The following is a 25,106-nucleotide window of genomic DNA, read 5'->3' as shown; positions in this document are numbered from 1 at the left end:
AAGTAATAAAATTAACAATGCGACTGTTGACGAGTTTTAACGCTTTAGTTTATTTAAGTAAGTTTGTGTAATCGTTAATACTTGATAGTACTTGATCAATCAGGAGATAAAGGTGAGTTTAATTCCAAGAACGGAAAGAGCTGCATTTTCAATAAAGCCGCTGTCATATGGAAAATCAGTGTTGGGTGCGCCTTTGCTCTATTTCCCCGCGCAAATAGAAAGCGAGTCTCGCGGGCTGATCTTAGCAGGCACACACGGTGATGAAACCGCTTCTATTGCAGGATTATCTTGTGCGCTGAGAAGCTTGCCAGCCGCCAACTTGAGACACGATGTGATCCTGTCGATGAACCCAGATGGCAATCAATTAGGCACTCGCGCCAACGCCAACCAAGTCGATCTGAACCGCGCCTTCCCAACTCAAAACTGGACAGAAAACGGCACCGTGTATCGCTGGAGCTCCCACACACCAGTCAGAGATGTAAAAGTGAAAACCGGGCAAGCCGAACAACTTGAACCTGAAGTGCAATCGCTCATAAACCTCATCGAACAGCGCCAACCTAAATTCGTCATCTCTTTTCACGAACCACTCGCCATGGTCGATGACCCCGATCGATCAGAACTCACCACTTGGCTAGGTAAGCAATTCAACCTGCCGCTCGTTGAAGACGTCGATTACGAAACCCCAGGCTCATTCGGCACATGGTGTCAGGAAAGAAACCTGCCATGCATTACCGTAGAACTTCCGCCAGTTTCTGCGGATTTAACTATAGAGAAGTATTTGGATGCGTTTGTCGCAGTGTTGGGGTGTGAGGGAAATTAGCGCAACTCATTTTTGGACAAAACCTTGCCAGTGTTTTTTCTAAATTAGAAAACCATCAATAACTACAGGTATGGCAAATTTACTTGTGAAGTGCTAGTGCGGTGAGTAGCATCGCGCTAGCAAAAGTATTGGGTTAGGTGCGCACTAAGTGCCGTTATGGTAAATCACCATCAGAAAGATGTCCCATATTAGTACAAGGTGCTACACGCAAAACCTTCGTTAAACATCTGTTTTTATTTGTATATTTTGCTCTTTCAATTTTTGAACGAATGGAGCAAATTTTGTGTTAACTACTGCGCCCGAGTTAGCTGAACCAAACGAAGATACCGAATAAGTATCTATTTGGATGACTTTCATTTTTACATCTTTGCCTTGAGAGACCTTCACAAAATCGGAGAGTGGCATTACAAGTCTACGAGTTGACCAATCACCATACTTAGTTAATTTGCTGGCCTCTTTTACATTTTCGATGATTTGACCATCAACATTAAATGCAACTCCCATGACATTTGTAATGCCACTCACACCGACTTCAAGAAAGACCACATTGGGAAATTTTTGATTCCATTGAAAACCAAAGTGTGCCATCCTTCAGATAAGCTAGAGGAGGCGCTAACAGGGGGCTGCTCAATACGAAGTGAACCATCAAATTGATCCTGATGGATAGACACAGAAGGTGTCATTTTGTCATTGAAACCTGCACATCCAGAAATCAAAGAAAATACAATTGCGAAAAAAGCTATCTTACTACTCATCTCTCACCTTTATTATAAATCATTGATATTATTATTAAATATAGCTCAATATCGATTCTAGTTTTTTCTTTGCTAATCCCTCAGCTAAATCTTTACTGACTTTAGCGATAGTAGAAAAACTAGCTTCTTTGAAATCACTTTTGATTGAATTCCAAACACTTTCGTCACGAAGGTTGTCGATGAACTCGTGACCATCCCAAGTTAGCTTATAAATACGAACGAATGGTGGTTCAATTCCTCCTAACTCTTTACTTATCGAACCCTCGACTAGCCCTTTCTCAACAAGTAGAGCCTCATGATATCGAACCACACCACCATCATACTTATCGAGTTTATAGTCATTCGGACTTTCTTCTATCGCGAGTAATAATCTGCGAATTAATTCCATATCTCGCTTCAAAGTAACTCTCCAGTAATCAAATAAGCGCATATTGTAATGCATTGACACATCAACATAAAGTCGGTGTTCATTATTCCTATTATGTTCAATCGGCGTGACTCCGTAACGAAGAACGGCTCCCAATTGGGAGCCGTTCTTGTGTCTAAATCTGGGTTCGCACACCAGTACAATGTTCAATACTATTCTACTGACATATTCATGTTTTGTTTGTTTTTGGTTTCTGCAAAATTCACAACGACACCATTTTCTAACAAGATATCAATCGTGTGCGTTGTGATATCGGATGTTGTTTTCATTGTAAAAGCTTGGGATGAAGCACCAGGGCAAGATCATGAAAAACCCATATGGAATAAGGGATGACGTGAAGTCATATTTTCACTAATTAGATACTGAAGTCACAATAACCTCAATACATCCAAGATCGATTTGATGATCAGATTTAGGTGTGATCATATACTGTTTTTTAACAGTAGATATTTAGCCTAATGAACGGATTAAGCCTTTTGGACCATATTTCAGTTATTCGAGACCCTCGCCAAGCTTGGAAAATAGAGCACACGCTAACCGACATTATCTTCTTAACAATTGCAGCAGTGATTGCTGGTGCTGAAGGTTGGGAGGATATTGAAGATTTTGGTGAAGATAACTTGGAATGGCTTAGACAGTATAGTGATTTCAAACAAGGCATACCAGTACACGATACCATTGCCCGAGTTATCAATCTTATTTCCGCCAAGCAACTGCAACGATGCTTTACTGCGTGGATGAAAGACTGTCATGAGGTGACTGAGGGTGAAGTGATTGCTATCGACGGCAAAACTCTCAGAGGCACATACAACAAAGACAAGCGTTGTGGTGCAATCCATATGGTTAGTGCGTTTAGTGCTGCAAATCAAGTTGTGTTAGGGCAGGTTAAAACAGCAGACAAAAGCAATGAAATCAAAGCGATCCCCGAACTGCTTGAAATGCTTTCCTTACAAGGTTGTTTAGTGACGATTGATGCTATGGGATGCCAGAAGGATATAGCTGAAAAGATAGTCGGCCAAGATGCAGATTACCTCTTAGCGGTAAAAGGTAATCAAAAACGATTGGAGCAAGCGATTAGCCAAGTGTTTAATTCTAGTATGCTTAATAGTTTTGAAGGTGATAAATACGTCACTCAAGAGAAAGGACATGGTCGTACAGAAACGCGTTTGAGTATGGTTGTTCACAATACAGATTTCTTAGGCGATATAGCGCTTGATTGGGCGGGACTCTCCACCATTGGTATGGTCGTTTCAATTCGTCAAGAAGGTGATAAGCCAGCAGAAAGAATGCAAATCAAGCACTACATAAGCTCAGCAAAACTAACGGCTAAAGCTTTACTAGAGAGCACGCGAGCACATTGGAGCATTGAAAATCAGATGCACTGGCGATTAGACGTTGGTTTTAAAGAAGATGAATGTCGGATACGTCGAGAGCAAGCCGGTGAGAATTTAGCAGTTATAAGACATATAGCTTTAAATCTGCTGACGGAAGAAATCAGCTTCAAAGCAGGGATCAAAAGAAAGCAGAAAAAAGCGAACCGCAATAACGCTTACCTTTCGCAAGTCCTTGCAGGGCAAGGGGCTTCGTAATCTTGCCCTGGATGAAGCACTACCTCCAGTATAAGAATACACCCACTTTTCACCAGTTTCGCTGATTACTGTTTTTATAGACGGTTCACCAAAAATTCTGATTAGATCATTCTTAGTTGTCACCTTTTTCTCTATTTGAGAAACCTGTTCTTCAGTAAACTTTGTTCCATAATCTGCATATTTCGGAGCATTCCGCTCAGTCATTTCGGGATTATCCGATCACCCATTTCGGTTTAAACCGATCACTGATTCCGCGATTATCCGATCACTTAGAGTAAAAATAAGAAGAGAGAAAAAAGGTAGGATCTGGTGATCGGAATAAACCGAAACAGGCGATCGCAATCACCGAAATACGCAGCTATCTGGGTGTGGTTTGTGTGGTGTAATGCGCTCTACGTCGATTTTAGAGCCTCTAGCATTGATTTTTAATAGCTAAGTAGCGCATTTAACATAAGGGGCATTTCACGCACTTATTCCCACTGCTTTGTTGATGCCTGATCGAGCATTTTGAGATGACCTATTGCCATTGCTGAGGATGAGAAATATTTTATCGCTCTTTCTCTCATTTTTTTCTTATTTAGCTGATGGGTAAGTGACATCGCTTTGATAAATTCGTCTTCATTCTCACACAGAAACCCTGTTTCACCATGTACTATCAATTCACTCATTGCCCCCCTGTTGTATGCTATTACAGGTGTTCCTGATAGCATTGCTTCAATAATTGTTAGCCCAAAAGGTTCTTCCCAAGATATTGGAACAAGTAATGCTTTTGCGTTTCTTAACAAGTCTTTTTTAAAATCACCATTCACAAATCCAACTGGTGTAATTAATGGATGCCATTTAAACCATGTTTCTGGTGAGCCTAGTCGGTGTCCGCCAGCCACAATCAAATTTGATTTTGTTTTCTTTGCTACTTTTATTGCTGTCTGTATTCCTTTTTTACTTCTTTTTACTTTGGCTAAAAAAAGAAAATATCCTTTTTTTTGTTCGTTATATTCAAATTCTGATTCTGGGATTCCATTATAGATGTAATTAAAATTAATTTTATTTTTATTATATTTAGACTGAGATGCGTGGCTTTTTGATACAAACACAGTATTACACTGAATTCCATCTCCTGCGTGGCAGATAGATATAAAGTTTTTATATCTATCTCGTAACTTAAATATTATTTCCGTGGATAATCCTCCATGATATTCTATGTCTGTAATATCTTTGGGGATTAATGTTGAAAGTTTTTGTAAATTACATTTCGCTTCATCTGTCAATGTAATGTGAGTATATTGTTTTGTTGAGTAACCTTCTGGAGACAATACATATATTTTAAATCCCATATTGGATTGTTCTTTTGCTAACCAATCAACCAATCGGTTTGCACCACCACTATTTTTATTTGGTGGTAATGGCTGGGAGTGTATGTGAAGAATACATCTAGTCATGCTTTTTATCCTCTAACGAAAATAGAAGTCTATCACGTTCATTTTTTAAATAAGAATCCAACATTAATAGGATCTTTTGTTTGTACTCGTCATTTTTTGACATCCTATCTAATACCATCGTCCCTAAAAGAATCTTTCGTCTTGTGTCATTCTTTCTGTTTTGAGCTTTAACTCGTTGTGCCTCTTTTTGTATCTGCTCTTTCAGTTGCTCTTGTTTTCGCTTTAGCTTTTCTAGTTTTGTTGTCATGGTCAAATCCTGTTGTTGATACTTGGGTATTTTACCATCACAATGCTGTGAAAACACATTTCTGATTATGAGGAAATGCGCACTTATACATCGTACCGATGTGTGCGAAATCACTTCGTGATTATCCGATCACCCATTTCGGTTTAAACCGATCACTGATTCCGCGATTATCCGATCACTTAGAGTAAAAATAAGAAGAGAGAAAAAAGGTAGGATCTGGTGATCGGAATAAACCGAAACAGGCGATCGCAATCACCGAAATACGCACATAATCAACATTGGATGTATACACACAAGCTGACAACATCGAGGTTGCTAAGAGTAAAAATATCACTCTGAATTTTGCCATTTTTTTCATATCAGACCTAAAAACGCTAAAAAATTAAGGCATAGATAATAACAAAGTTAGTGCATAAACTAGGTGTTCATTATTCCTATTATGGTAAATGTGCGCGTTTGCTATCAGAAACAGCCCTCAGACCACCTCAAACGCTCTTAGCGAAGATTTTAGACACTTGATCAAGGCGGTATGCTTCCATAACGCCTTGTAGGTTTGTGACGCTTTAAGATCGGTTTGTAGAGCAAAAGTCATCGAGTTGCTTTGAACTAAGAACTGCACTCTGATACCCAGTTTACGTTCTTTTTGAGTTTGGGTGTCAGATTAGTTCTATTAGGCCAAAAACCACTCGACTGTGAATGCAGACTTTTTGGCTAAACCAATTTAGGGGCAAAAGCGAGTTAGCCCCTAATGACTCACCGACGTCGAAAACAAGTTAATAATCACGACGCCCACCAAAATCAAAGCGATACCGATGATCGCAAAGATATCGAGTTTTTGCCCGTAGACCAGCCAAGACAGCGCTGCGACTAGCACTATCCCTGCCCCACACCAAACCGCATATGCCACACCTAAAGACATAGTTTGAACCGTGAGAGACAACAGATAGAAAGCAAAGCCATAACCGACTAGCACTGCGGCAGTCGCGGGCAAAGAAGTAAATTGCTGCGTTTTAGGCAATAGAGAAGTCGCGACAACTTCAAATACAATGGCAAGTGACAGCATCACAGGAGGCGAGAGAGATAAAAGCATGTTTAAGTCCACAACAATAAAATACGGCGCTCAGAATATTGTAGTTTTATTTCCGATTCATGCGATTTTCAGCAAGTAATTATTATGATGCACCTTAAAAATTCTTAGGTGTAATTCTCGATTAAACCTACGCTTAGACAAAAAAAGAGCCCACTAATTCGTGGCTAGCAGACCCTTCATCAATCTAATCATCTAATCATCTAATCGGCAAAAGCGCTTAATTTGCAGACGTTGAGCCTCTTAGGATATCGCGCTTCACTTCACCTTTAAGATCGGTCAGGGTTTGCTGGTCGATATCAATCAAGAAGTGGTCACTTGCTTGGCCTGTTGCGAATTTTTCAAGAATCACGAACAAGCTACCGAAACGAGAGCGGAATACCTCTCCCACTGTATATTGGCCAAGATCACCTAGCTCTGAATCCACTGTGCCACCAAACTCGGCAAGCTCGCGGCTTAGCAGTTCGTATTGGCGTAGTTGTGTTTCACCGATATCACGGAACGCCAGTTCGTCTGCATTACGTAGTCGGTAGAAATCGGTTGCTAGTAGCTCACCACTCCACTCTGCAAAGTCAGCTAAGCTTAACCCCTCAGTAGTTGCCAAAACCTCAGCTTCTACTTTGGCTGCCTGCCAATCTTTCTGGAACTGTTCCTCATCAACGACACCATTTGCAGTGCAGCCTTCAACTGGATAACCCAACTTGTCAGCTAATTGACAAACCGTGAACTGCGTTTCTAGTTGAGACATGATCATCATCTCTTCACCGTTCATGTGCATGATCATTTCACGCATTTCGATTGGCCAATCACTAGGAAGGAAACGCAAGCGCGTTAATTCACGGATATGCCAGTCGGTGAGTTCATAGTAACTCTTTGAATCAAGAATATTGATATCCCATATCTTAGCTTCTTCTTCCTCATTACTTGCGTTTGCTGTTAAGTACTCATGCTCTTCTTCGTAGTGACTAAATAGTTCGTTGTAACGTTCAACTTGATCGATAACCACAGTTTCAACTTCGATTTGGTTATCAGGGCGAATGTTCAGCAGCTTGTAAGCTGGGATGTAACCCGCTAACGATGGCGCTTGGATATTAAAGAGCGTGTGCTGAACACCATCGATATTGAAGCTTTTCTTACCAGTATCGTTAAAGTGCATATGACCGCCAACGTGGATATTCAATCCTGTTGCAGCAAGTGTACGACTAGTATTGTCATCTGGTTCACGAGCCAGTTGATGGCTTCCTTCACCAAACAGATCTTCAATCTCTTCAGAGGCACCGTTGTAGAAATCTGTCATTGGGAAGTGCGAGAAGGAAACAAGCGTCTTATTCTGCTCTTTGGCTGCTTTTACTACATCAGAGATCCAATCGATCACATGTTCTTTGTGAGTCAGCATCATGTTGTAGCCAGCGCTGCTTGATCCATCAAACGTGTTTCCGTCTACAGAGCTATCAGACGAATTTTCTTTAGGGCGATAAACATTCGCGTCAATGGCCAACAGCCACAAGCCTTTGACTGGCTCGACTAAGTAACTGGTATCCGGCACTTCAGAACAACTTGAGTAGCCATTCTCTTTATAACTACCACCTGTTCCTTCATAACAGATCTCGTACATGCGCTTATCAAAAGCTGCTTCTTCTTTCGCTAATTCATAGCTGTAGTTGGTACGAGCTTGCGCACTGCTATAAGGGGTTTCAAAGTAGAGATAATCTTGCTGAGGGTAGAAGCCGTGAGTACCAAGGATACTCATGATCTCTTCATAGCCCCACTCACGCACTTCTTCAGTACAGATGGTTGCTAGGTTATCGCCGTCACCGGGAATGGTTGTCCACTCATCTTCATAGCCAACACACTCTTCCTTACCCCGACTATAAATACGTTGGTTCTTACCCCCTTCTCCCAAAAAGTCCGACTTACCCGCAGGTATAGTAAATGGCCTCACTGGATCGTGGTTGCCAGGCGCTGCAAAAAACTCAAGGCCGTACGTGTCACGATAGTGGTCAAAAATGCTCACTAATCCACGCATATGTACTGGCTGACCGTCGTCACTGAAGTCCCCCGGCAGTGCTACGTACTTCACTCCGCGCTCAACCACATCATCAAGCGCTGCGATCATCGCGAAATAGTTTTCGTTGAATAGACGGGTAGAGTTCATCTGAGACTCCATCGTTCTGATCGTTGCATTCTTACCACTGATTGCATTCGGCAACCCTGCGAACGAGCCATCCTGAAAATCACCGTAAACATCATGGAAATGGATATCAGGCATGAACGCCACTTGCACTGCGCTATCCATATTGCCGCTGTCATCACTTGGCGAACTTGAATTGCAACCGACCAAAGCTGTTGCTATCAAGCCTGACAGTACGGTCAATGTACTCTTTTTCATTTTCTCTTCCCAAAAAGTTAGAACTCAAAATTTGGCGAGGAGATTAGATGAGAAAAATGACACTATTGTTTCTGATATCTTACAAAACGTCGCATACAGAGTGCTTATGCGACATTGCTTCAATCCTTAAAATTCAATTAGTTAGTAATGATCATGAGTATTGATGACTCTATCGTACGAATCAGTTATTAATATATAAGCCGCCATAAGACAACCCCTCAAACATCAATGACAACTATGCATTCCGACTATTTGAATAAGTAGCCCTCCATCAAAAACCGGCTCGATCCGAATAAAGTAATCACAGGGAAAACAGATCAGCTCTCCATACTTATTATTACAAATAAGTAATAATCATTTTCTATTTAAGGGGATTATCAAAACATGCACTCACACCTATACTAGCTCCAACAAAACGAGAGAGCGGAAACAATTAAGCTCAACTACGCTTAACGGGTTGAATTTAATTGCACAGTTATCCGCTGTACTGACATATAGGAAACATCCAATGACAATCGAAATTAAACCTGGTCAAACGCATATCAAATCAAAAGCAATGGTTGCATGGGCAGCTGGCGAGCCACTAAAAATGGAAGAAGTTGATGTACAACTTCCTAAAGCTGGTGAGGTTCTAGTTCGCATCGTTGCTACTGGTGTTTGTCACACTGACGCATTCACATTATCAGGTGACGATCCAGAAGGTATCTTCCCTTCAATTCTTGGTCACGAAGGTGGTGGTATCGTTGAGATGATCGGCGAAGGCGTTACAAGTGTTGAGATTGGCGACCACGTTATCCCACTTTACACAGCTGAATGTGGCGAATGTAAGTTCTGTAAATCTGGTAAAACTAACCTATGCCAAGCGGTTCGTGAAACGCAAGGTAAAGGCCTAATGCCAGACGGTACAAGCCGCTTCTCTATCAATGGCGAAACAATTTTCCATTACATGGGTTGCTCTACTTTCTCTGAGTACACAGTACTTCCAGAAATATCTCTAGCGAAAGTAAGCAAAGAAGCACCACTTGAAGAAGTTTGTCTTCTAGGTTGTGGTGTAACTACGGGTATGGGCGCGGTACTTAACACAGCTAAAGTTGAAAAAGGCGACAACGTTGCTGTATTCGGCCTAGGTGGTATCGGTCTTTCTGCAATCATTGGTGCTCGCATGGCTGGTGCTGACCGCATCATCGGTGTTGATATCAACGAGAGCAAATTCGAGCTAGCGAAACAACTTGGCGCGACTGACTGCATCAACCCAATGAACTACGACAAGCCAATCCAAGACGTTATCGTTGAGATGACAGACGGTGGTGTTGAGTACTCTTTCGAGTGTATCGGTAACGTAAACGTGATGCGTCAAGCACTTGAGTGCTGTCACAAAGGTTGGGGCGAATCAGTCATCATTGGTGTCGCAGGTGCTGGCCAAGAGATTGCAACTCGTCCATTCCAACTAGTGACTGGTCGTGTATGGCGTGGCTCTGCTTTCGGTGGTGTTAAAGGCCGCTCTGAGCTTCCAGAAATCGTAAACCGTTACATGGCGGGTGAGTTTGGCCTTCAAGAGTTCATCACTCACACAATGGGTCTGCAAGACGTAAACGAAGCATTCGACCTAATGCACAAAGGTGAATCTATCCGTACTGTTCTACACATGGATAAGTAACACATCTTGGCCTCGATTCTTTCGAGCATCGAGGCCACAGCTACAAATGAATAGCAACAAACTGTCTTCACCACCTCCTGCCCGGTGGGTGGTGAAACTTTATGTAATATAGACAAATTTACTCCCAAACCATCAACCTAACGGAGCACAATAGATGACAATCGAAAACATTAGCCAAGCAAAGGTTGCTGGTGGTTGGCACAAACAATACACCCACTTTTCTGCAACGCTTGACTGCAACATGCGTTTTGCGATTTTCTTGCCACCTAACGCAAGCAAAGAAAACCCAGTTCCTGTTTTGTATTGGTTGTCAGGCTTAACCTGTACCGATGAAAACTTCATGCAAAAAGCCGGCGCTTTCAAAGCCGCGGCTGAGCAAGGCATCGCGATTGTTGCACCAGACACTAGCCCACGTGGCGAAGGTGTTGCCGACGATGAAAATTACGATCTCGGCCAAGGTGCAGGCTTCTATGTGAATGCCACTCAAGCGCCATGGGACAGCCATTACCACATGTACGATTACGTGGTAACAGAGCTCCCTGCATTAATTGAGTCGTTCTTCCCTGTTACATCCGTAAAATCGATTTCTGGTCACAGCATGGGCGGACATGGTGCCCTAACGATTGGCATTAAAAACGAAGATAGCTACCGTTCTATCTCTGCATTCAGCCCAATCACCAACCCAATGCAATGCCCTTGGGGACAAAAAGCCTTCAACCAATACCTAGGCTTGGATATTGAAGAGTGGAAACACTACGATGCCTCTGAGCTTCTAAAAACCAAAGGCACTAAACTGCCAATGTTGGTCGACCAAGGTGAAGCCGATAACTTCCTGATTGAACAGCTTAAACCTGAGCAATTAGTCGAAGCCGCTAAGGTAACCAATGCCGATTTAGATCTACGTATGCAGCCTGGTTACGACCACAGCTACTACTTCATCTCTAGCTTTATTGATGAACACATTGAGTTCCACGCTGCTTACTTAAACAAGTAGCCAGATGAATTTAGCCCGCACTTTGTAAACGCAAGGTGCGGGCTTTTTTATGCCTACTGATTTTATAACGGTTGCTTTTATAACTGCTTAATACGCTGCTTTAACGCTTCTAAATCTATATCATTGCCAACAATTCGTAATCGAACATACTCTTCAGTCATCGCGTCGCACGTAATAGCAAAATCGACACCCGAACATGTCTTAATACCGATACTCTCAAATAGCTTTGAAAGGTGAGTTCCTCTCTTTTTCAACAACATAATGGGCGTCGATATTGACGTGCCAACCACCTCAATATTGTTCTCAGACAACAAGCCGATCATTTGCTGCTTAAAGTATTCAGTTTTGCTGCGGTTCATTTCTAAGAAGTGTTTTGCATTGGGTAAGGTCGCCGATGCGATTTTTATTGAGGGGTAAGTCGGCGTAAACACACTCACCGCAGCTTCGATTGCAGAAGTCAGGTTTTCACTGCTGGCTAAGTAACCGAGTCGAATCCCAGCGAGCCCTAAACCTTTAGAAAAGGTTCGTAAAACTATTAAGTTGTCCAAGACTAAGGTCTGATCGAGCATAGACTGCTCAGGGGTCAGGTATTCACCATATGCCTCGTCGACAATCAAAATAGCGCCAGAACGCTCACATACTCTCGCTATCTCGACCAGATAAGCTCTGTCGTAGATTCGACCCGTTGGGTTGTTGGGATTATCGATATACACCAAGGCAGGATTTTGACTGCTTATTTTTGATGCCAACACACCGAACAGATCCGACTCGTTTTGATAATCAAACATGTTGATGGACTGGTACTTCCCGCCCACCAAAGTGAACTCTGATACTGCTTCAACAAACTGAGGGCCAATGCCTATCATGGTGCGATTGTTGTGATCGATAAGTTTATTGAAGATAAGTTCTAGCGCCCCAAGAGAGCCCGTGGTGTACGTAATACGACAATCTTCAATCCCAATAAACTGGCGAGTCAGATAAGTCAGCTCCGAAAGCTCCCTGTGGCAATAGTACTTATCAATACCGTAGATAATATCTTTGATCACATGTTCAGGAATTTCTGGTGCGCCAAATGGATTGGAGCCAAGTGAACAATCGATACGAAATGAGTGATCGACATAAGAATGGTATTCGCCACTTAACCGTGGATTTAAATGCATAAGAAAACGCTCAAAAAATATTCATGCGCTATTCTTATCGTACTGAATTTTATCTATATAGGTCATTTCGCGACAGTTCTTCGCCTTGTTTCGAGAGACTGGTTAAAAACCAAGATTGGTTCAAATAACGAATTCTCTTAAGCCATAATCAAGAGTTAAGCACTCGTGTTTACATTTCGAGTTAACCGAACCGCTTTCTTTGCGCTAGATTAAGCTGAGATAAGATAGGGTAATAACAGAGCTTGCATCTTTACTCTCCCTAGTTACCATAGCCCCATTAACATCCCCCATATTTTGAAGGTTGCTATGAAAGCAATTAAGACTCTTTTCTTCCTGATGGTTTTATTGAGCGGTCTGTTTACCGCTTGGCTGTTTATTCCAATTCCAGCGACCATGGACAAGCAAACGCTCGACGTTCCATTAACGGAACCATTCAAGCTTGTTGCGTATCGCAGCAACCCGAATGATGCGAGCAAGCCGCTGACTTACCACTACTATGTGATTTCAGATGTGGTTGGTGTAGACGACATGGACCCATTCCTGATTACCACGGACCAGTTCGTGAAGCTTGGCGAATTCGACGAGAACACATTCAACCTTACGGTTAACGGCAAGATTGATAGCTACACCAACGATTTGTGGATCAAGAAATCTGATGGCAAGCTTCAACACTGGTACGTGAGTATTAACGCGAACTATATTCATTAAAATCGAACTGCAATAAACCTCATTTTAAAACTGCGCTTTGGCTTCCAAGCGCAGTTTTTGTTTCTAGCAACACCCTCCACTTATCCCGACCCGTTCGACATAAACTGCATTGCCTACTTTTGATTCACTGCTGCCCTTGCTCTCAAGGTGTTATAAGCTCTTTAGATACGATAAGCTCAGACCATGCTCGACGCCCAATAAATCAAAATAATAAAGGATCACCCGTGGAATTTACGCTCGACAAATTTAACGGCATCATCATTGACCCAGCAACAGCCCCTCACGATGTTGACTCATTCAATGCCGAACTCAGCGAGATCACCGAATTTTCAAAGCAGAATAGCAAAGGCATTATTTGGATTAGCTTACCTATTTCACTCTCGCACCTTATTCCGGTGGCGACTGAGCTTGGCTTTGTGTTTCACAACTGCTTAGAAGACGAGATTACGCTGATCCACAAATCCGAGATTGTAGAGTTTGTGCCTTTCATTCCGACCCACACCTTGGGTGCTGGTGCGTTAATCACTAACGAACACAATCAAGTTCTGATGATCAAAGAGCACGGCATGACGGGTTACAAATTACCGGGCGGTCATATTGAGTTGGGTGAAGGCATTGAAGAATCGGTGGTTCGTGAAACCTTGGAAGAAACCGGTATCGAGGCAACGTTCGTTTCTGTGGTTGGCATGGCGACGAGACACCCGTATCAATTCGGAAAGTCTAACCTCTACTTTGTTTGTCACCTTATCGCTCAAACTCAAGAGATTGCGATTCAAGACACAGATGAAATTGCAGAAGCTAAATGGATTGATGTTGAAGAGTACATTAACAACCCCGACAGCTACCCGTTCAACCGTCAGATGGTCGCTTCTTTGGTCGGCAAACAAGGTTTGCAGCTGACTCAACTCGAAGGCAATTCAGGTCCAACTCATAAGCCAGAAATTTTCTTTTCGAAGCACTAACGCACAGTCGTCTCAAAGATTGCAAAACAAAAAAGCCAAGTGATTTGAATCTCACTTGGCTTTTATTTCGATGAAACCTTCATCATTAATGGTTTGGTAGATTGTTTAGAAAATCTTGAAAGCCTGCCTCGCGGACACGCCCCAGCACTTTTCGTAATTCACTAATTAAGCACCCATCAGCCCAATCAACACGAATATCAATCGGCGCTTTAGTCAGACTTTCTACCCGGAGTGATGCGGAAAAAGTTCCTCGTTTATCTCCTCCCGCTTGCAACGCTGCTTCCAAGGCTGTTATCAATATTTCTGGTAGCTCTGCTTCATAGTTATCTCTATAAACAGGCGAGTCATCTTCTAAGATTGAGCTCGGATTCTGCGTCGTTTGAGCGATAAAGCTGTCTGAAAAGGCCTGTAAAACCTTGTCACTTTCTAGCATGTTCCCAGCAACGGCAATCGTAGGATAAGCAATCGCGCCAACATAAGGGATGTTGTCATCCCCATGAATGAAAGCGCTGTCGCCATTTTTATCCATCACCATACATTGGCGCTTTGAATATTCGGCATCGCCCGCTTTTAAAGACTCGACAACCTGATCAGCCGTCTTACCAAGAATAAATAACTCACGCGCTTTGTCTGCATACCAAGGGTTAGTAAATAACCCTTGAGTTGCACACGCCCCGACACCTCGCCAGCTATGGTTTACATAGCCTCCGACAGACACACCTCCTGTCGCAGAGATAGAAGCCGACAAACCGGTATTTGGGTTAACGTGAATAAGTGAAATTGTCATAGATGTTCAACACCAAAAAAACTAGTAACCAATCATTTGTCCAATGAACAGCGCCACCCAACATAGGGCATAAACCACCAACATAAATGGCACAATCGCCTTCAACCACTGCTCGTAAGAGACTCGACCCAGCGCAAGCATCGCTAGCGTGCCGCCAGAGGTTGGTACAATAAGGTTTGTTAGGCCATCACCTACTTGGAATGCAGTAACCATCAGCTGGCGACTCATACCTGCTAAGTCAGCAACCGGAATCATGATCGGCATGGTCACCATCGCCTGACCAGAACCACCAGGAATGAATAAGTTGATGATGCCTTGAACCACACTCGCCACAATGGCAGCTAACGCGATTGGCATATCTTGAATCAATGAACTCAGTGCATTAACGATGGTATCGATAATTGACGCTTGGTTAAGGATCACTTGAATAGAGGCAGCAACACCGATTACCAATGCTCCAGAGGTAACGCCCGACGCACCTTCCATCATCTGCTTCACAATAGCGTTTGCACCCAAGCCGTTCACGATACCAATCGCAATCGCCATCAATAAGAAAAGACCCGCGATCTCGTTGATGTACCAACCGTTAGCGAACACTCCATAAAGCATGATACCTAAGCCAATAAGAAAAACGCCCAAGGTCATTTTGTCTTTCTTATTGAGTTGGTATTCAGAGATGTCTTTGCTCAGGCCACCAGCTGTTTCAGGCTCTTTGAACTCCATTTTAGTAACACGAGAACAAATGTAGTAAGACAGTAGTGCCAAAGAGGAAAGCACCATAACAGTACGTAACCAAGCACCAGAGAAGATTGGCAGCTCCGCGATACCTTGTGCAACACCAACCGTGTACGGGTTAATCGGTGACAGAGCAAAACCCACGCCGATACCACCTACTGCCATCACTGTGCCAACTAGGCTCGAGTATCCAACCGCAGCAGAGATCAGGACCGCAACTGGCACTAGGGCGATGTTATTTTCAAAGCCAACCGCTACACCAAAGAAACCATAGATGAACGTGCCTATCGTAATGATTAGATTACGGTTTTTAATTCCAGCTTTGTTTACAGCCACACCAATGGCATTTTCTAATGCGCCTGTGCGTTGCAAAATATGGAATAGACCGCCCGCAATAAACACAATAAACAAGTAAGGTGCTGCGCTAATCAACCCTTTAGGAATAGAGACGAAGATATCGAAGAAATGTACCGATGGAACACCTTCAATATAAGTAAATGAATCAGCAACAACCGTTGTTCTGCCATCAACGACAACGCGCTCAAACTCACCAGCCGGCACGATAAAAGTAAGAAGGTAAGTGGCTACCAGTATAAAAAAGATAAGAACCATCGGGTCTGGTACGTTTTTATACCACGCCCTCTTCTCTGCTGTTTCCATTTTCTCTGTCATATCCATAACCAAATCTCTCCTTAGTATAGGGAGCGCCCGGGAGCTGCGCTCTGTGGTATTTGTAGCAGGCAATAACCAGAACTTTGTTCAGATACCGTTAAAGACTGCTACTAAAATCTCGAATCGTTTATTCTTGCTCTGCTTTCATCAATAGACAGAAGTGGTTTAACACTTCGACTGCAGCAACCAAATCTTGTTGAAGAATGGCTTCGTCTGGGTGGTGGCTAATGCCATCAGTACAACGCATAAACAGCATCGCAATATCGGTAAGCTTACTCACAGCTAAGCCGTCATGACCTGCACCGCTGTATAAGTGTTTCGGCGTAATACCCGACAAACTTACCGCGTTACTTAAAACTGACGATAAGGAATCAGCACAAGTCACGGCTGATTGCTCATAAGTCTGTTCATGACGGTAAGCCAAGTTGTATTGATTCATCAGGCTATCGATATCTGCCAACATCTCTTCTCGCGCTTTAACACGAGAAGCGTCATTTGGTGAACGAAGCTCAATAGTAATGTCTGTTTGTTGAGGGATAACGTTGACGCCATTCGGATAGTTAGCAATTTTGCCTACAACACCGACTAGGTCTTCTTCTCGCTTACAAAGCTGATCAAACATGTGGATCACTTGAGCTGCACCTACCAACGCATCTTGGCGTAGGTTCATTGGTACTGTGCCCGCATGGCTCGCTTTGCCAATGATCGACAAGGTATGGCGCTCAATCCCAGTCATTGCCGTCACAACCCCTACAGGTAGGTTGGCTTGCTCTAACTGTGGGCCTTGCTCAATGTGCAGTTCAACAAAGCCAAGAACGTTGTCTTTTTCATAAGCGTCTTCACTAATGAGGTCTGGATTGCAACCAAAAGACACCAAAGCATCTCGCATGCTTACGCCGTTTGCGTCTTCAGCTGTCAACATCGCGGGATCGAAGATGCCTGAAATCGCTTTTGAACCTAAGAGTGTCGATTGAAAGCGCGTGCCCTCTTCGTCACTAAAAGCAATCACATCAATATGAAACGGGAACTCTAACTGGTTGTTGTGAAAGTAATTAACCAATGCGATTGGCAGTATTACACCCAAGATCCCATCATATTTGCCCCCATTAGGCACCGAATCTTGGTGTGATCCAAAGATCAGTGTTTTAGCATCTGGATTAGCACTTGGGTAAAGGCCAATTAAGTTAGCCGCATTGTCCATTCGAACCTCCATACCAGACATCATCATCCACTTATGCAGCTTTCGGTTTGCCTCTTCATGCTCTTTAGACGCACATAAACGCGTAACCCCTTCTTTATCGGGATCGGATGTTTGGCTGCATTGAGCAATAGACTCTAGCCATTCCCACGTTAAGCTGGCGGTTTCTTCGAATTTACCCATCTAAAATCATTCCATTCTGATCATGTACACCTAGGCAATTTATCATGATAAATATCAAATAAAAGCTATTTATCATGATAAATAAATATTTTGTGACTAAGATTCGATCAATAATCGGAGTGTTTCATAACTCACACTCCGACTTTTCCGGGGTTTTTAGGGCAAGAAAACAGGTGACATTCAGAGGAATTCCGTCAGAATTCAATAGGTAAGGATAACACCCCAGCGAGGATAATGTGGTAAAAAGCGCGAAGAGACGTAGAACACAAGAATTAGCAGAATCGATCAAGAACTGGATCGTTGAACAAGCACTTCAGCCTGGGGATCGTTTACCTAACGAGCTTGAGGTCATGGAAAAGTTTGACGCTTCAAAAGGAACGGTTCGTGAAAGTATGCGAATCTTGGAAGCGCAAGGCATTTTGTCGACCAAAACCGGCCCGAATGGCGGTGTGTTCGTGAGTGAGATGACCGAAAACAAAGCGCAATCACTCTTAAGTAACTACCTGTTTTTTAAGAACACTTCGATATCAGATTTGTACCAAATGCGTTTATCGCTTGAGCCGGAGATCGCGGCTTCCCTGGCGGGGAGACTAAGCGAGTCGCAACTGCAGGCACTGAGTGACCAAATCGACAAGTATCAAACACCACCGGAAGATATCTATCAAGAGCGCGAACACCACATCGCATCGCTAGAGTTCCACAGCTTACTGGCGAGCTATTCAGATAATGAGCTATTAAAGTTTGTGGTACGTTTTACCGCGCAAATGCTTACTGAGCTGACGATTTATCACAAGCTTTACGAACCAGGGAACCACAAACTGTGGCGTACCGGTGTACAAAGCCAACGCGACCTTGTACAAGCGCTGAGCAAAAGTGATGCAGTAAAAGCGAAACAAATCATGCAGCAACATATGCTGACAGCGCACCAACTTATGATTAAACAAGAAGCACAAATCGCTAACAGCTTTATCGCCGAAGAATAAGTCCGAGCACGTTCAACTTACCTAGTACATCTCGCACACACTAAAAACGCCAAGCTCATAAGAACTTGGCGTTTTGCTTTTCACTTTACTTAGATTGTTTTAGCCAACTCGTTTCTAGTGAATGCTTGATCGAGCGTTCCAAAGCATATCTATTTTAGAAGAAGCCTAGCGGATTAGTATCGTAGCTGATCAGTAGGTTTTTGGTGTTTTGGTAGTGATCGAGCATCATCTTATGTGTCTCACGACCGATGCCTGATTTCTTGTATCCACCAAAGGCCGCGTGTGCTGGGTAAGCATGATAACAGTTCACCCAAATACGCCCCGCTTCAATGTTGCGACCCATGCGGTAAGCAAGGTTGGCATCACGCGTCCATACACCAGCACCCAAACCATATTCGGTATCGTTGGCAATCTCTAGCGCTTCAGCCTCATCTTTAAAAGTAGTCACCGCGATAACTGGGCCAAAGATCTCTTCTTGGAAGACACGCATCTTATTGTTGCCTTCGAGCATGGTTGGTTGAATGTAGTAACCATTACCCAGGCCGTCTGGCTGCTGCGCAATCTCACCACCAGTCAGGACTTTCGCTCCCTCTTGGCGACCAATCTCTAGATAGCTAAGAATCTTATCGAACTGCTCTTGAGAGGCTTGTGCGCCAACCTGAGTGTCTGTATCTAGCGGGTTACCTTGTTTGATGGTTTGAGCACGCTCGACCACTTTCGCAATGAACTTGTCATATACCGATTCATGAATCAGCACACGAGAAGGACAAGTACACACCTCACCTTGGTTAAAGAACGCCAGCAGCATACCTTCAACACACTTGTTTAGGTATTCATCTTCATGATCAAAGATGTCTGGGAAGTAGATGTTTGGAGACTTACCACCCAGTTCTACGGTTGATGGAATCAAGCTTTCAGCCGCACATTTTAGAATATGATGACCAACCTCAGTTGAACCAGTAAATGCTAACTTAGCAATACGATCACTAGTTGCTAACGCTTGACCTGCTTCGCTACCAAAACCATTCACGATGTTGACCACACCTGCTGGTAGAAGGTCGGCGATCTTCTCCATCATAACCAAAATAGATGTTGGTGTTTGCTCGGCAGGCTTCATCACCACACAACAACCTGCGGCCAGTGCAGGTGCCAGTTTCCAAGCCGCCATCAAGATTGGGAAATTCCAAGGAATGATCTGACCGACTACGCCAATTGGCTCTGGGAAATGGTAACTTGCAGTGTTTGAATCGAGCTCGGCTGCGCTGCCTTCTTGCGCTCGAATACAACCCGCAAAGTAACGGAAGTGGTCGACAACCAAAGGAATATCTGCCGCTAAAGTTTCACGAACTGGTTTGCCGTTTTCCCACGTTTCAGCGACTGCGATCTCTTCTAGGTTTGCTTCAATACGGTCAGCAATTTTAAGTAGGATGTTCGAACGCTCTGTCACACTGGTCGCCGCCCAACTTGCACGAGCTGCATGTGCCGCATCGAGCGCTAAGCTAATGTCTGCCTCGGTTGAGCGCGCCACTTGGCAGTACACCTGACCATTCACTGGTGAAGTGTTATCAAAATACTCGCCGCTGACAGGCTTCACCCACTCACCACCGATAAAGTTATCGTATTGAGCTTTAAAGTTCACCACTGCATTGTCACTACCCGGCTGTGCGTAAATCATAGTTAGATCCTTCTTAAATTTGTTGTTCGTTATTGAGCGAGAGCTGTCTTTTTTTGGCGACTTCTCCTGAGAAAAGAACTCATAACAAGACGCCCATGTTTATGCTTTCTGTTTAAAACACTGATACTTCGTGCTTTCTTCACAACAAGAACAACGCAAATCACACGCCACAACCTCAAAACTTGTTGTTAATAAATTGTAAAACTATGATTACCAAACATTTACAACCCAAAGTGAGTTGGCATTGAACGGCCGTATGGAAACCACTCCAGTGTTCAACTGTTCCAATTTGGTACACTCTCACTGTTACGACATGGAACAGTCATGCACCTTCAACAAGCAAACACATCAGATTGGCTTTCATCTTCTTGGCACCGCAGCACAGAAGCGGGACTAAAACAGAGACGTCTTCCCGAAGATATTCGCCTACCACAGTCGATTCTTAAGCAGCGACGTCATCAGTCATCGAGCTTGATTCAAATCGTCGAGCGCAATGCACTGCCTCTGTTCAACCAGATGTTTGCACGTACCGACAGTCGTTTGATCTTGACTGACATTGAAGGGGTGATTCTGGCTAGTTGGGGACAAGAGCGGTTTAGGGAAAAACTGACTTCGATTGCACTCAGCTCTGGTGCGTGTTGGCAGGAACAACTCAAAGGCACCAACGCCATCGGCACGGCGATTGTAGAAGCTAAACCCGTGACTATCATTGGTGAACAGCACTTCATCCACCAGCATCGATTTATCAGTTGTTCAGCAAGCCCAGTGTTTGATCATAAAGGGCAAATGGTTGGCGTATTGGACATTACCAGTGAGCAGCAGCAACACGATAGTTCGGTGCAACTGCTCGTTCAAAACATGATTCAGCTTGTTGAGAACCAGTTATTGAGCCATATACCACAAGGCACGACTCGCATTGATCTCGCGTGTGAGAAATCGCTACTTCATAGTGGTTGGCAAGGGATTGTGATAGCCAACGAAGCTGGAGAGGTAGTCGCGCATAATCAAGTCGCTTCACAACTTTTAGATCAAACCTCGATCGTCGGTGAGAGTATCGATACCCTCTTCAACCGAACCTCATTAGACACGCCTTTTGTATTTGAGAAACAACACCTCAAACAACCAACCACCAAACGCACGCGCTCCATTTCAGCATCGTGTGATTTGCACCATGGCGAGCAACAAATCGAACACGCTTGGCAGCAAGCCAACAAGGTAATCGATAAAGGGATCAGTTTGTTGATCTTAGGAGAAACAGGAGTTGGCAAAGGCGAGTTTGTTAAAGCGCTGCACAAGCAAAGCCAGCGTAAGTCTTCGCCCTTGGTAGCGGTAAATTGTGGCGCGCTGCCTAAAGACCTTATCGAATCTGAACTGTTTGGTTACGCGCCGGGCGCCTTTACGGGAGCAAGCCACAAGGGCTTCCAAGGTAAGATCCGTCAAGCAGATAAAGGGATTCTATTTCTAGATGAGATCGCCGACATGCCTTTAGAAGCTCAGTGCCGACTACTGCATGTTCTGCAAGACAAATCCGTGGTGCCAGTTGGTTCTAATCAAAGCTATCAAGTCGATTGTCAGATCATCGCTGCAACTCACAAAAACCTCGAGCAGTTAGTCGCAACAGGTGAGTTTAGGCAAGACCTGTATTACAGACTCAATGGCTTAGCCTTCACCTTGCCAAGCCTACAACACCGACAAGACAAGCACGCTTTAATCGAGCACATTCATCGTAAATACGCCGAAGACGAACAGACAATCTGCCCGCACTTGATGAGCTTACTGTGCGCCTATTCTTGGCCGGGTAATATCCGCGAATTAGACAACTTACTTAAGGTTGCTGCTCTATTAGCAAGTGATGAACCCCAACTCACACTCGAGCATGTGCCCAGCCACCTTGCTCAACATCTCACGTCATTAGCACACGATAATCAGCATCAACTCACGCCTCCTAATACCACCAAAGGTACAGCGAGTAACGATTTAAGAAGTACCGTTGAAGAAACCTTGCTGCAAACCTATCAAGCCAACCAAGGCAACATAAGTAAGACTTCGAGAATACTCGGTATCAGCCGCAATACCATTTATCGAAAATTGAAAAGCTTGGGAATCCTCCAATAATCAACATGGATGATCCTGGCCCGCTCTTTCGTTATCAATAAATAAATTCACTTCTAGTGAGACATTTTGCCCTCTAACTCGTAGTGCTTCAAAACGAACGAGGGCTCAGATGCAAACAATCAACATAGTGTGGCTAAAGCGCGATTTAAGACTCACCGACCACGCACCTTTACGACACGCTTTATCAGATCAACACCCAACGATATTGCTCTACATTTTCGAACCCATGCTGTTAAACAATGCCCACTATTCTGAGCGACATTGGCGGTTTGTTTGGCAATCACTGCAATGCATGAACCAGTCATTAAGAGAGCATGGACATGAGGTTTCAATACTTCATGGCAGTGCGATGGACTGCTTCAAAGCGATCCAATCTCGTTACCGCATCAAAAACGTCTTCTCTCATCAAGAGATAGGATTAAATTGCACTTTTGAGCGTGACAGAGAACTCTCTGCTTGGTTTACAGATCACAACATCCCATGGCAAGAGTTCGCACAGGGCGCCGTTGTAAGAGGGTCAAAAGATCGAATCGGTTGGGACAAGCACTGGAACAGGCTCATGCGTGCTCCCATAGCACAAAGCCAGTTGACCACAGAGTCGCTGTATACCCTTGATGCTGAAGAACTTGGTTTGGCAATAAATCCTCCACAAGCATGGTTAACCAAAAGTAACGGCATACAAACGGGCGGCAGCGCACTGGCTTGGGAAACTTTGCATGACTTCTTTGAACGCCGCGGTCGCGATTACTACCGCAGTATCTCAAGCCCAGAAGCGTCACGCCATGCCTGTACTCGCCTATCTCCGTATTTGGCTTGGGGCAACATATCGCTGCGTGAAGTTTATCAACATCTGTTGGGACACTGGCACGTTGCAGGGTTTCGTCGCAGCCTAATTGCCCTTTCTTCAAGGCTTCATTGGCACTGTCATTTCATGCAGAAGTTTGAATCGGAATGCGAGATGGAATTTCGCTGCATCAACCACGCCTACGAGACGTTATTGCAGAATGAGACGGTAAAAGATCCAACACGTTTGGAGGTATGGAAGGCGGGATTAACAGGCGTGCCATTGGTCGACGCCTGTATGCGCTGCCTGCATCATACGGGCTATATTAATTTCCGTATGCGCTCAATGCTGGTGAGCTTTCTCACTCATCATATGAATATGGACTGGCGTGATGGCGTCACTCACTTAGCGCAGCTGTTTCTCGATTTTGAACCTGGTATTCACTACCCACAGTTTCAGATGCAAGCTGGGGTTACAGGAATCAACACTATCCGAATTTACAATCCGACTAAGCAAGCGCAAGAGCACGATTCAGATGGAGACTTCATTCGTAAATGGGTGCCAGAACTTTCAGACATACCCACTCCACTTTTGTTTGAGCCTTGGAAGATGACGCCTATGGAAATGATGATGCATGAGCTCAAACCAGATTCCCCTTACCTGAACCCAGTCGTCGATCTCGACACTAGTGCCAGAGAAGCCCGGGTGCGTTTATGGTCGTGGCGAAAACTGACTGAGGTAAAACAAGAACGTAGCCGTATTTTGGTTCGCCATGTCAGGCCATCGAAGAAGAAGCCTAATCAGAATCCAACTCCACAAGTTGATTGAGCACTTCTTTATCCAATACCGGGTGATGCTTGGTCGCTAGGATCAGCACAATATCGACCGAAGGCAACGGTGGCATATCATCGAGGATTCTCAAATCTGAAGTCACGCTCAGCTTACCCATCGCGCCAATGGCTAATCCAGCTTTAACGATCGCTCGCTGCGCTGAAGCAGTATTGCTACACGCCAATAACTGATAAGGCGTGCCCTGCTTGGTTAAGCCATTCACTGCCGCGGCGTGGTACTTACAATCGGTCTGAAACAAGGCTAATGGCACTGGTTTAGACTCATCGAACACATAATCAGGGCTGCTTATCCATACTCCGATATCATGAGTGAGCCAGTAACCCTCTTCACTATCGGGCGCTCGGGTGACAATCGCCGCATCAAGCCTGCCGTCATCCAACCACTCTCTCAGCGTAATGCTGGGCAGGCTGAATATTTGGATTGAACAGGTGGGTTCTGCTTTCTGCAACAGGCGAATCACTTTCGGCAGAATGGTGTCATTGTAGTCTTCAGGGCAGCCGAGTCGCAGAGGTTGTTTGTCTTCGTAACGCTTTACTTGCTTAAGTGCGGTATTGTGAAGGGCCACCAACTGTTCGGCATGAGATCGCAGCGCTAAGCCAGCTTCAGTCAGTATTAAATTACGTCCTTCTTTCTGGAAAAGAGTGACGTTGAGTTCTTCTTCCAACTTACGCATCTGAGCACTGAATGCCGATTGGGTGCGATTTATCTGTTTCGCTGCACGAGTGAAACTACTGGTTTCTACAAACGCGAGAAAGCCTCGCAAAGCATCAATATCCATATTGAAATCACCACCCATCGTTTTTGTTAATGTATTGCATCAAAATTATCCGTTAGTGCGCCGCAATACAATCCCCTAATCTCAAATGCATGCCCACCAAACGCAAGGAA

Annotated in this window: 21 protein-coding genes; 9 read left to right on the top strand and 12 right to left on the bottom strand. The window is 44.1% G+C overall.

Annotation, left to right across the window (positions count from 1 at the left end):
* Nucleotides 1–112 precede the first annotated feature (112 nt).
* Nucleotides 113–820 (top strand): murein tripeptide amidase MpaA, encoded by a 708-nt coding sequence (mpaA, locus tag LMH68_RS17845; protein ID WP_137001686.1) that lies wholly within the window; start codon nt 113–115, stop codon nt 818–820.
* 219 nt (nt 821–1,039) lie between these two features.
* Here the strand turns inward: mpaA and LMH68_RS17840 are convergent, their stop codons facing one another.
* Both LMH68_RS17840 and LMH68_RS17835 read right to left on the bottom strand, forming a co-directional pair.
* A complete protein-coding gene (locus LMH68_RS17840; protein WP_229648198.1) occupies nt 1,040–1,408 on the bottom strand; it encodes a hypothetical protein in 369 nt (122 codons plus the stop codon).
* Between the two features lie 201 nt (nt 1,409–1,609).
* On the bottom strand, nt 1,610–1,963 hold the full coding sequence (locus LMH68_RS17835; RefSeq protein WP_229648197.1) for a DUF2513 domain-containing protein: 354 nt from the start codon (nt 1,961–1,963) through the stop codon (nt 1,610–1,612).
* 497 nt (nt 1,964–2,460) lie between these two features.
* Between LMH68_RS17835 and LMH68_RS17830 the strand changes: the two genes are divergently transcribed.
* A complete protein-coding gene (locus LMH68_RS17830) occupies nt 2,461–3,591 on the top strand; it encodes an ISAs1 family transposase (protein WP_413756141.1) in 1,131 nt (376 codons plus the stop codon).
* 470 nt (nt 3,592–4,061) lie between these two features.
* Here LMH68_RS17830 and LMH68_RS17825 read toward each other — a convergent pair whose 3' ends face one another.
* From LMH68_RS17825 to LMH68_RS17810, 4 genes are all read right to left on the bottom strand, one after another.
* Nucleotides 4,062–5,030, bottom strand: a complete 969-nt coding sequence (locus tag LMH68_RS17825; RefSeq protein WP_017065029.1) for a glycosyltransferase — start codon at nt 5,028–5,030, stop codon at nt 4,062–4,064.
* Entirely contained in the window at nt 5,023–5,277 is a 255-nt protein-coding gene (locus LMH68_RS17820) for a hypothetical protein (protein ID WP_017065030.1), read from the bottom strand. The genes LMH68_RS17825 and LMH68_RS17820 overlap by 8 nt, the downstream gene beginning before the upstream one ends.
* Nucleotides 5,278–6,022: 745 nt before the next feature.
* Nucleotides 6,023–6,367 carry a DMT family transporter gene (locus LMH68_RS17815; RefSeq protein WP_065584843.1) on the bottom strand — a complete coding sequence of 115 codons (345 nt, stop codon included), beginning with the start codon at nt 6,365–6,367 and terminating at the stop codon, nt 6,023–6,025.
* 217 nt (nt 6,368–6,584) lie between these two features.
* Nucleotides 6,585–8,753 (bottom strand): metallophosphoesterase, encoded by a 2,169-nt coding sequence (locus LMH68_RS17810; protein ID WP_229647952.1) that lies wholly within the window; start codon nt 8,751–8,753, stop codon nt 6,585–6,587.
* 508 nt (nt 8,754–9,261) lie between these two features.
* Here LMH68_RS17810 and LMH68_RS17805 point away from each other — a divergent pair.
* Both LMH68_RS17805 and fghA read left to right on the top strand, forming a co-directional pair.
* Nucleotides 9,262–10,410 carry an S-(hydroxymethyl)glutathione dehydrogenase/class III alcohol dehydrogenase gene (locus tag LMH68_RS17805; protein ID WP_229647951.1) on the top strand — a complete coding sequence of 383 codons (1,149 nt, stop codon included), beginning with the start codon at nt 9,262–9,264 and terminating at the stop codon, nt 10,408–10,410.
* Between the two features lie 154 nt (nt 10,411–10,564).
* Complete coding sequence (gene fghA / locus LMH68_RS17800) at nt 10,565–11,404, top strand: S-formylglutathione hydrolase (RefSeq protein ID WP_017061633.1); 840 nt, start codon at nt 10,565–10,567, stop codon at nt 11,402–11,404.
* Between the two features lie 77 nt (nt 11,405–11,481).
* Here fghA and LMH68_RS17795 read toward each other — a convergent pair whose 3' ends face one another.
* The gene (locus LMH68_RS17795) at nt 11,482–12,564 is read right to left on the bottom strand and encodes an aminotransferase class I/II-fold pyridoxal phosphate-dependent enzyme (protein ID WP_017061632.1); all 1,083 of its coding nucleotides are present in this window, start codon (nt 12,562–12,564) and stop codon (nt 11,482–11,484) included.
* 306 nt (nt 12,565–12,870) lie between these two features.
* Between LMH68_RS17795 and LMH68_RS17790 the strand changes: the two genes are divergently transcribed.
* Complete coding sequence (locus tag LMH68_RS17790; RefSeq protein ID WP_229647950.1) at nt 12,871–13,272, top strand: hypothetical protein; 402 nt, start codon at nt 12,871–12,873, stop codon at nt 13,270–13,272.
* Nucleotides 13,273–13,496: 224 nt separating this feature from the next.
* Nucleotides 13,497–14,234 carry an NUDIX hydrolase gene (locus LMH68_RS17785; RefSeq protein WP_229647949.1) on the top strand — a complete coding sequence of 246 codons (738 nt, stop codon included), beginning with the start codon at nt 13,497–13,499 and terminating at the stop codon, nt 14,232–14,234.
* 85 nt (nt 14,235–14,319) lie between these two features.
* Here LMH68_RS17785 and LMH68_RS17780 read toward each other — a convergent pair whose 3' ends face one another.
* The 3 genes from LMH68_RS17780 to LMH68_RS17770 form a co-directional block, all read right to left on the bottom strand.
* Nucleotides 14,320–15,021, bottom strand: coding sequence for a DUF1028 domain-containing protein (locus tag LMH68_RS17780; protein ID WP_065584839.1), 702 nt, complete (start codon nt 15,019–15,021; stop codon nt 14,320–14,322).
* Between the two features lie 21 nt (nt 15,022–15,042).
* Nucleotides 15,043–16,434 (bottom strand): YfcC family protein, encoded by a 1,392-nt coding sequence (locus LMH68_RS17775; protein WP_065584838.1) that lies wholly within the window; start codon nt 16,432–16,434, stop codon nt 15,043–15,045.
* A 121-nt stretch (nt 16,435–16,555) separates the two neighbouring features.
* Nucleotides 16,556–17,809 carry a M20 family metallo-hydrolase gene (locus LMH68_RS17770; RefSeq protein WP_229647948.1) on the bottom strand — a complete coding sequence of 418 codons (1,254 nt, stop codon included), beginning with the start codon at nt 17,807–17,809 and terminating at the stop codon, nt 16,556–16,558.
* Between the two features lie 236 nt (nt 17,810–18,045).
* On the opposite strand from LMH68_RS17770, the gene LMH68_RS17765 reads away from it, so the two are divergent.
* A complete protein-coding gene (locus tag LMH68_RS17765; RefSeq protein ID WP_229647947.1) occupies nt 18,046–18,792 on the top strand; it encodes a FadR/GntR family transcriptional regulator in 747 nt (248 codons plus the stop codon).
* Nucleotides 18,793–18,946: 154 nt separating this feature from the next.
* Here the strand turns inward: LMH68_RS17765 and LMH68_RS17760 are convergent, their stop codons facing one another.
* On the bottom strand, nt 18,947–20,467 hold the full coding sequence (locus LMH68_RS17760) for an aldehyde dehydrogenase family protein (RefSeq protein ID WP_229647946.1): 1,521 nt from the start codon (nt 20,465–20,467) through the stop codon (nt 18,947–18,949).
* Between the two features lie 324 nt (nt 20,468–20,791).
* Here LMH68_RS17760 and LMH68_RS17755 point away from each other — a divergent pair, with 324 nt between their 5' ends.
* The gene (locus tag LMH68_RS17755) at nt 20,792–22,582 is read left to right on the top strand and encodes a sigma-54-dependent Fis family transcriptional regulator (RefSeq protein WP_229647945.1); all 1,791 of its coding nucleotides are present in this window, start codon (nt 20,792–20,794) and stop codon (nt 22,580–22,582) included.
* Between the two features lie 109 nt (nt 22,583–22,691).
* Nucleotides 22,692–24,194: an FAD-binding domain-containing protein gene (locus LMH68_RS17750; RefSeq protein WP_229647944.1), complete on the top strand. Its 1,503-nt coding sequence runs from the start codon at nt 22,692–22,694 to the stop codon at nt 24,192–24,194.
* Here the strand turns inward: LMH68_RS17750 and LMH68_RS17745 are convergent.
* The gene (locus tag LMH68_RS17745) at nt 24,163–25,014 is read right to left on the bottom strand and encodes a LysR family transcriptional regulator (protein WP_065584832.1); all 852 of its coding nucleotides are present in this window, start codon (nt 25,012–25,014) and stop codon (nt 24,163–24,165) included. The two genes, LMH68_RS17750 and LMH68_RS17745, sit on opposite strands and share 32 nt — an antisense overlap.
* Between the last annotated feature and the right edge of the window lie 92 nt (nt 25,015–25,106).

Origin of the sequence: Vibrio sp. F13 (genome assembly GCF_020806305.2) — a bacterium.
Lineage (GTDB): Bacteria > Pseudomonadota > Gammaproteobacteria > Enterobacterales > Vibrionaceae > Vibrio > Vibrio crassostreae_C.
The sequence above is the reverse complement of the archived record's forward strand: the minus strand, read 5'-3'. Positions and strand labels throughout refer to the sequence as shown.

Coding starts and splice junctions, on each gene's coding strand:
- LMH68_RS17840 (WP_229648198.1), bottom strand. CDS start 1,408: ATGGCACACTTTGGTTTTCAATGGAATCAAAAATTTCCCAATGTGGTC.
- LMH68_RS17835 (WP_229648197.1), bottom strand. CDS start 1,963: ATGGAATTAATTCGCAGATTATTACTCGCGATAGAAGAAAGTCCGAAT.
- LMH68_RS17830 (WP_413756141.1), top strand. CDS start 2,461: ATGAACGGATTAAGCCTTTTGGACCATATTTCAGTTATTCGAGACCCT.
- LMH68_RS17825 (WP_017065029.1), bottom strand. CDS start 5,030: ATGACTAGATGTATTCTTCACATACACTCCCAGCCATTACCACCAAAT.
- LMH68_RS17820 (WP_017065030.1), bottom strand. CDS start 5,277: ATGACAACAAAACTAGAAAAGCTAAAGCGAAAACAAGAGCAACTGAAA.
- LMH68_RS17815 (WP_065584843.1), bottom strand. CDS start 6,367: ATGCTTTTATCTCTCTCGCCTCCTGTGATGCTGTCACTTGCCATTGTA.
- LMH68_RS17810 (WP_229647952.1), bottom strand. CDS start 8,753: ATGAAAAAGAGTACATTGACCGTACTGTCAGGCTTGATAGCAACAGCT.
- LMH68_RS17805 (WP_229647951.1), top strand. CDS start 9,262: ATGACAATCGAAATTAAACCTGGTCAAACGCATATCAAATCAAAAGCA.
- fghA (WP_017061633.1), top strand. CDS start 10,565: ATGACAATCGAAAACATTAGCCAAGCAAAGGTTGCTGGTGGTTGGCAC.
- LMH68_RS17795 (WP_017061632.1), bottom strand. CDS start 12,564: ATGCATTTAAATCCACGGTTAAGTGGCGAATACCATTCTTATGTCGAT.
- LMH68_RS17790 (WP_229647950.1), top strand. CDS start 12,871: ATGAAAGCAATTAAGACTCTTTTCTTCCTGATGGTTTTATTGAGCGGT.
- LMH68_RS17780 (WP_065584839.1), bottom strand. CDS start 15,021: ATGACAATTTCACTTATTCACGTTAACCCAAATACCGGTTTGTCGGCT.
- LMH68_RS17775 (WP_065584838.1), bottom strand. CDS start 16,434: ATGGATATGACAGAGAAAATGGAAACAGCAGAGAAGAGGGCGTGGTAT.
- LMH68_RS17770 (WP_229647948.1), bottom strand. CDS start 17,809: ATGGGTAAATTCGAAGAAACCGCCAGCTTAACGTGGGAATGGCTAGAG.
- LMH68_RS17760 (WP_229647946.1), bottom strand. CDS start 20,467: ATGATTTACGCACAGCCGGGTAGTGACAATGCAGTGGTGAACTTTAAA.
- LMH68_RS17755 (WP_229647945.1), top strand. CDS start 20,792: ATGCACCTTCAACAAGCAAACACATCAGATTGGCTTTCATCTTCTTGG.
- LMH68_RS17750 (WP_229647944.1), top strand. CDS start 22,692: ATGCAAACAATCAACATAGTGTGGCTAAAGCGCGATTTAAGACTCACC.
- LMH68_RS17745 (WP_065584832.1), bottom strand. CDS start 25,014: ATGGGTGGTGATTTCAATATGGATATTGATGCTTTGCGAGGCTTTCTC.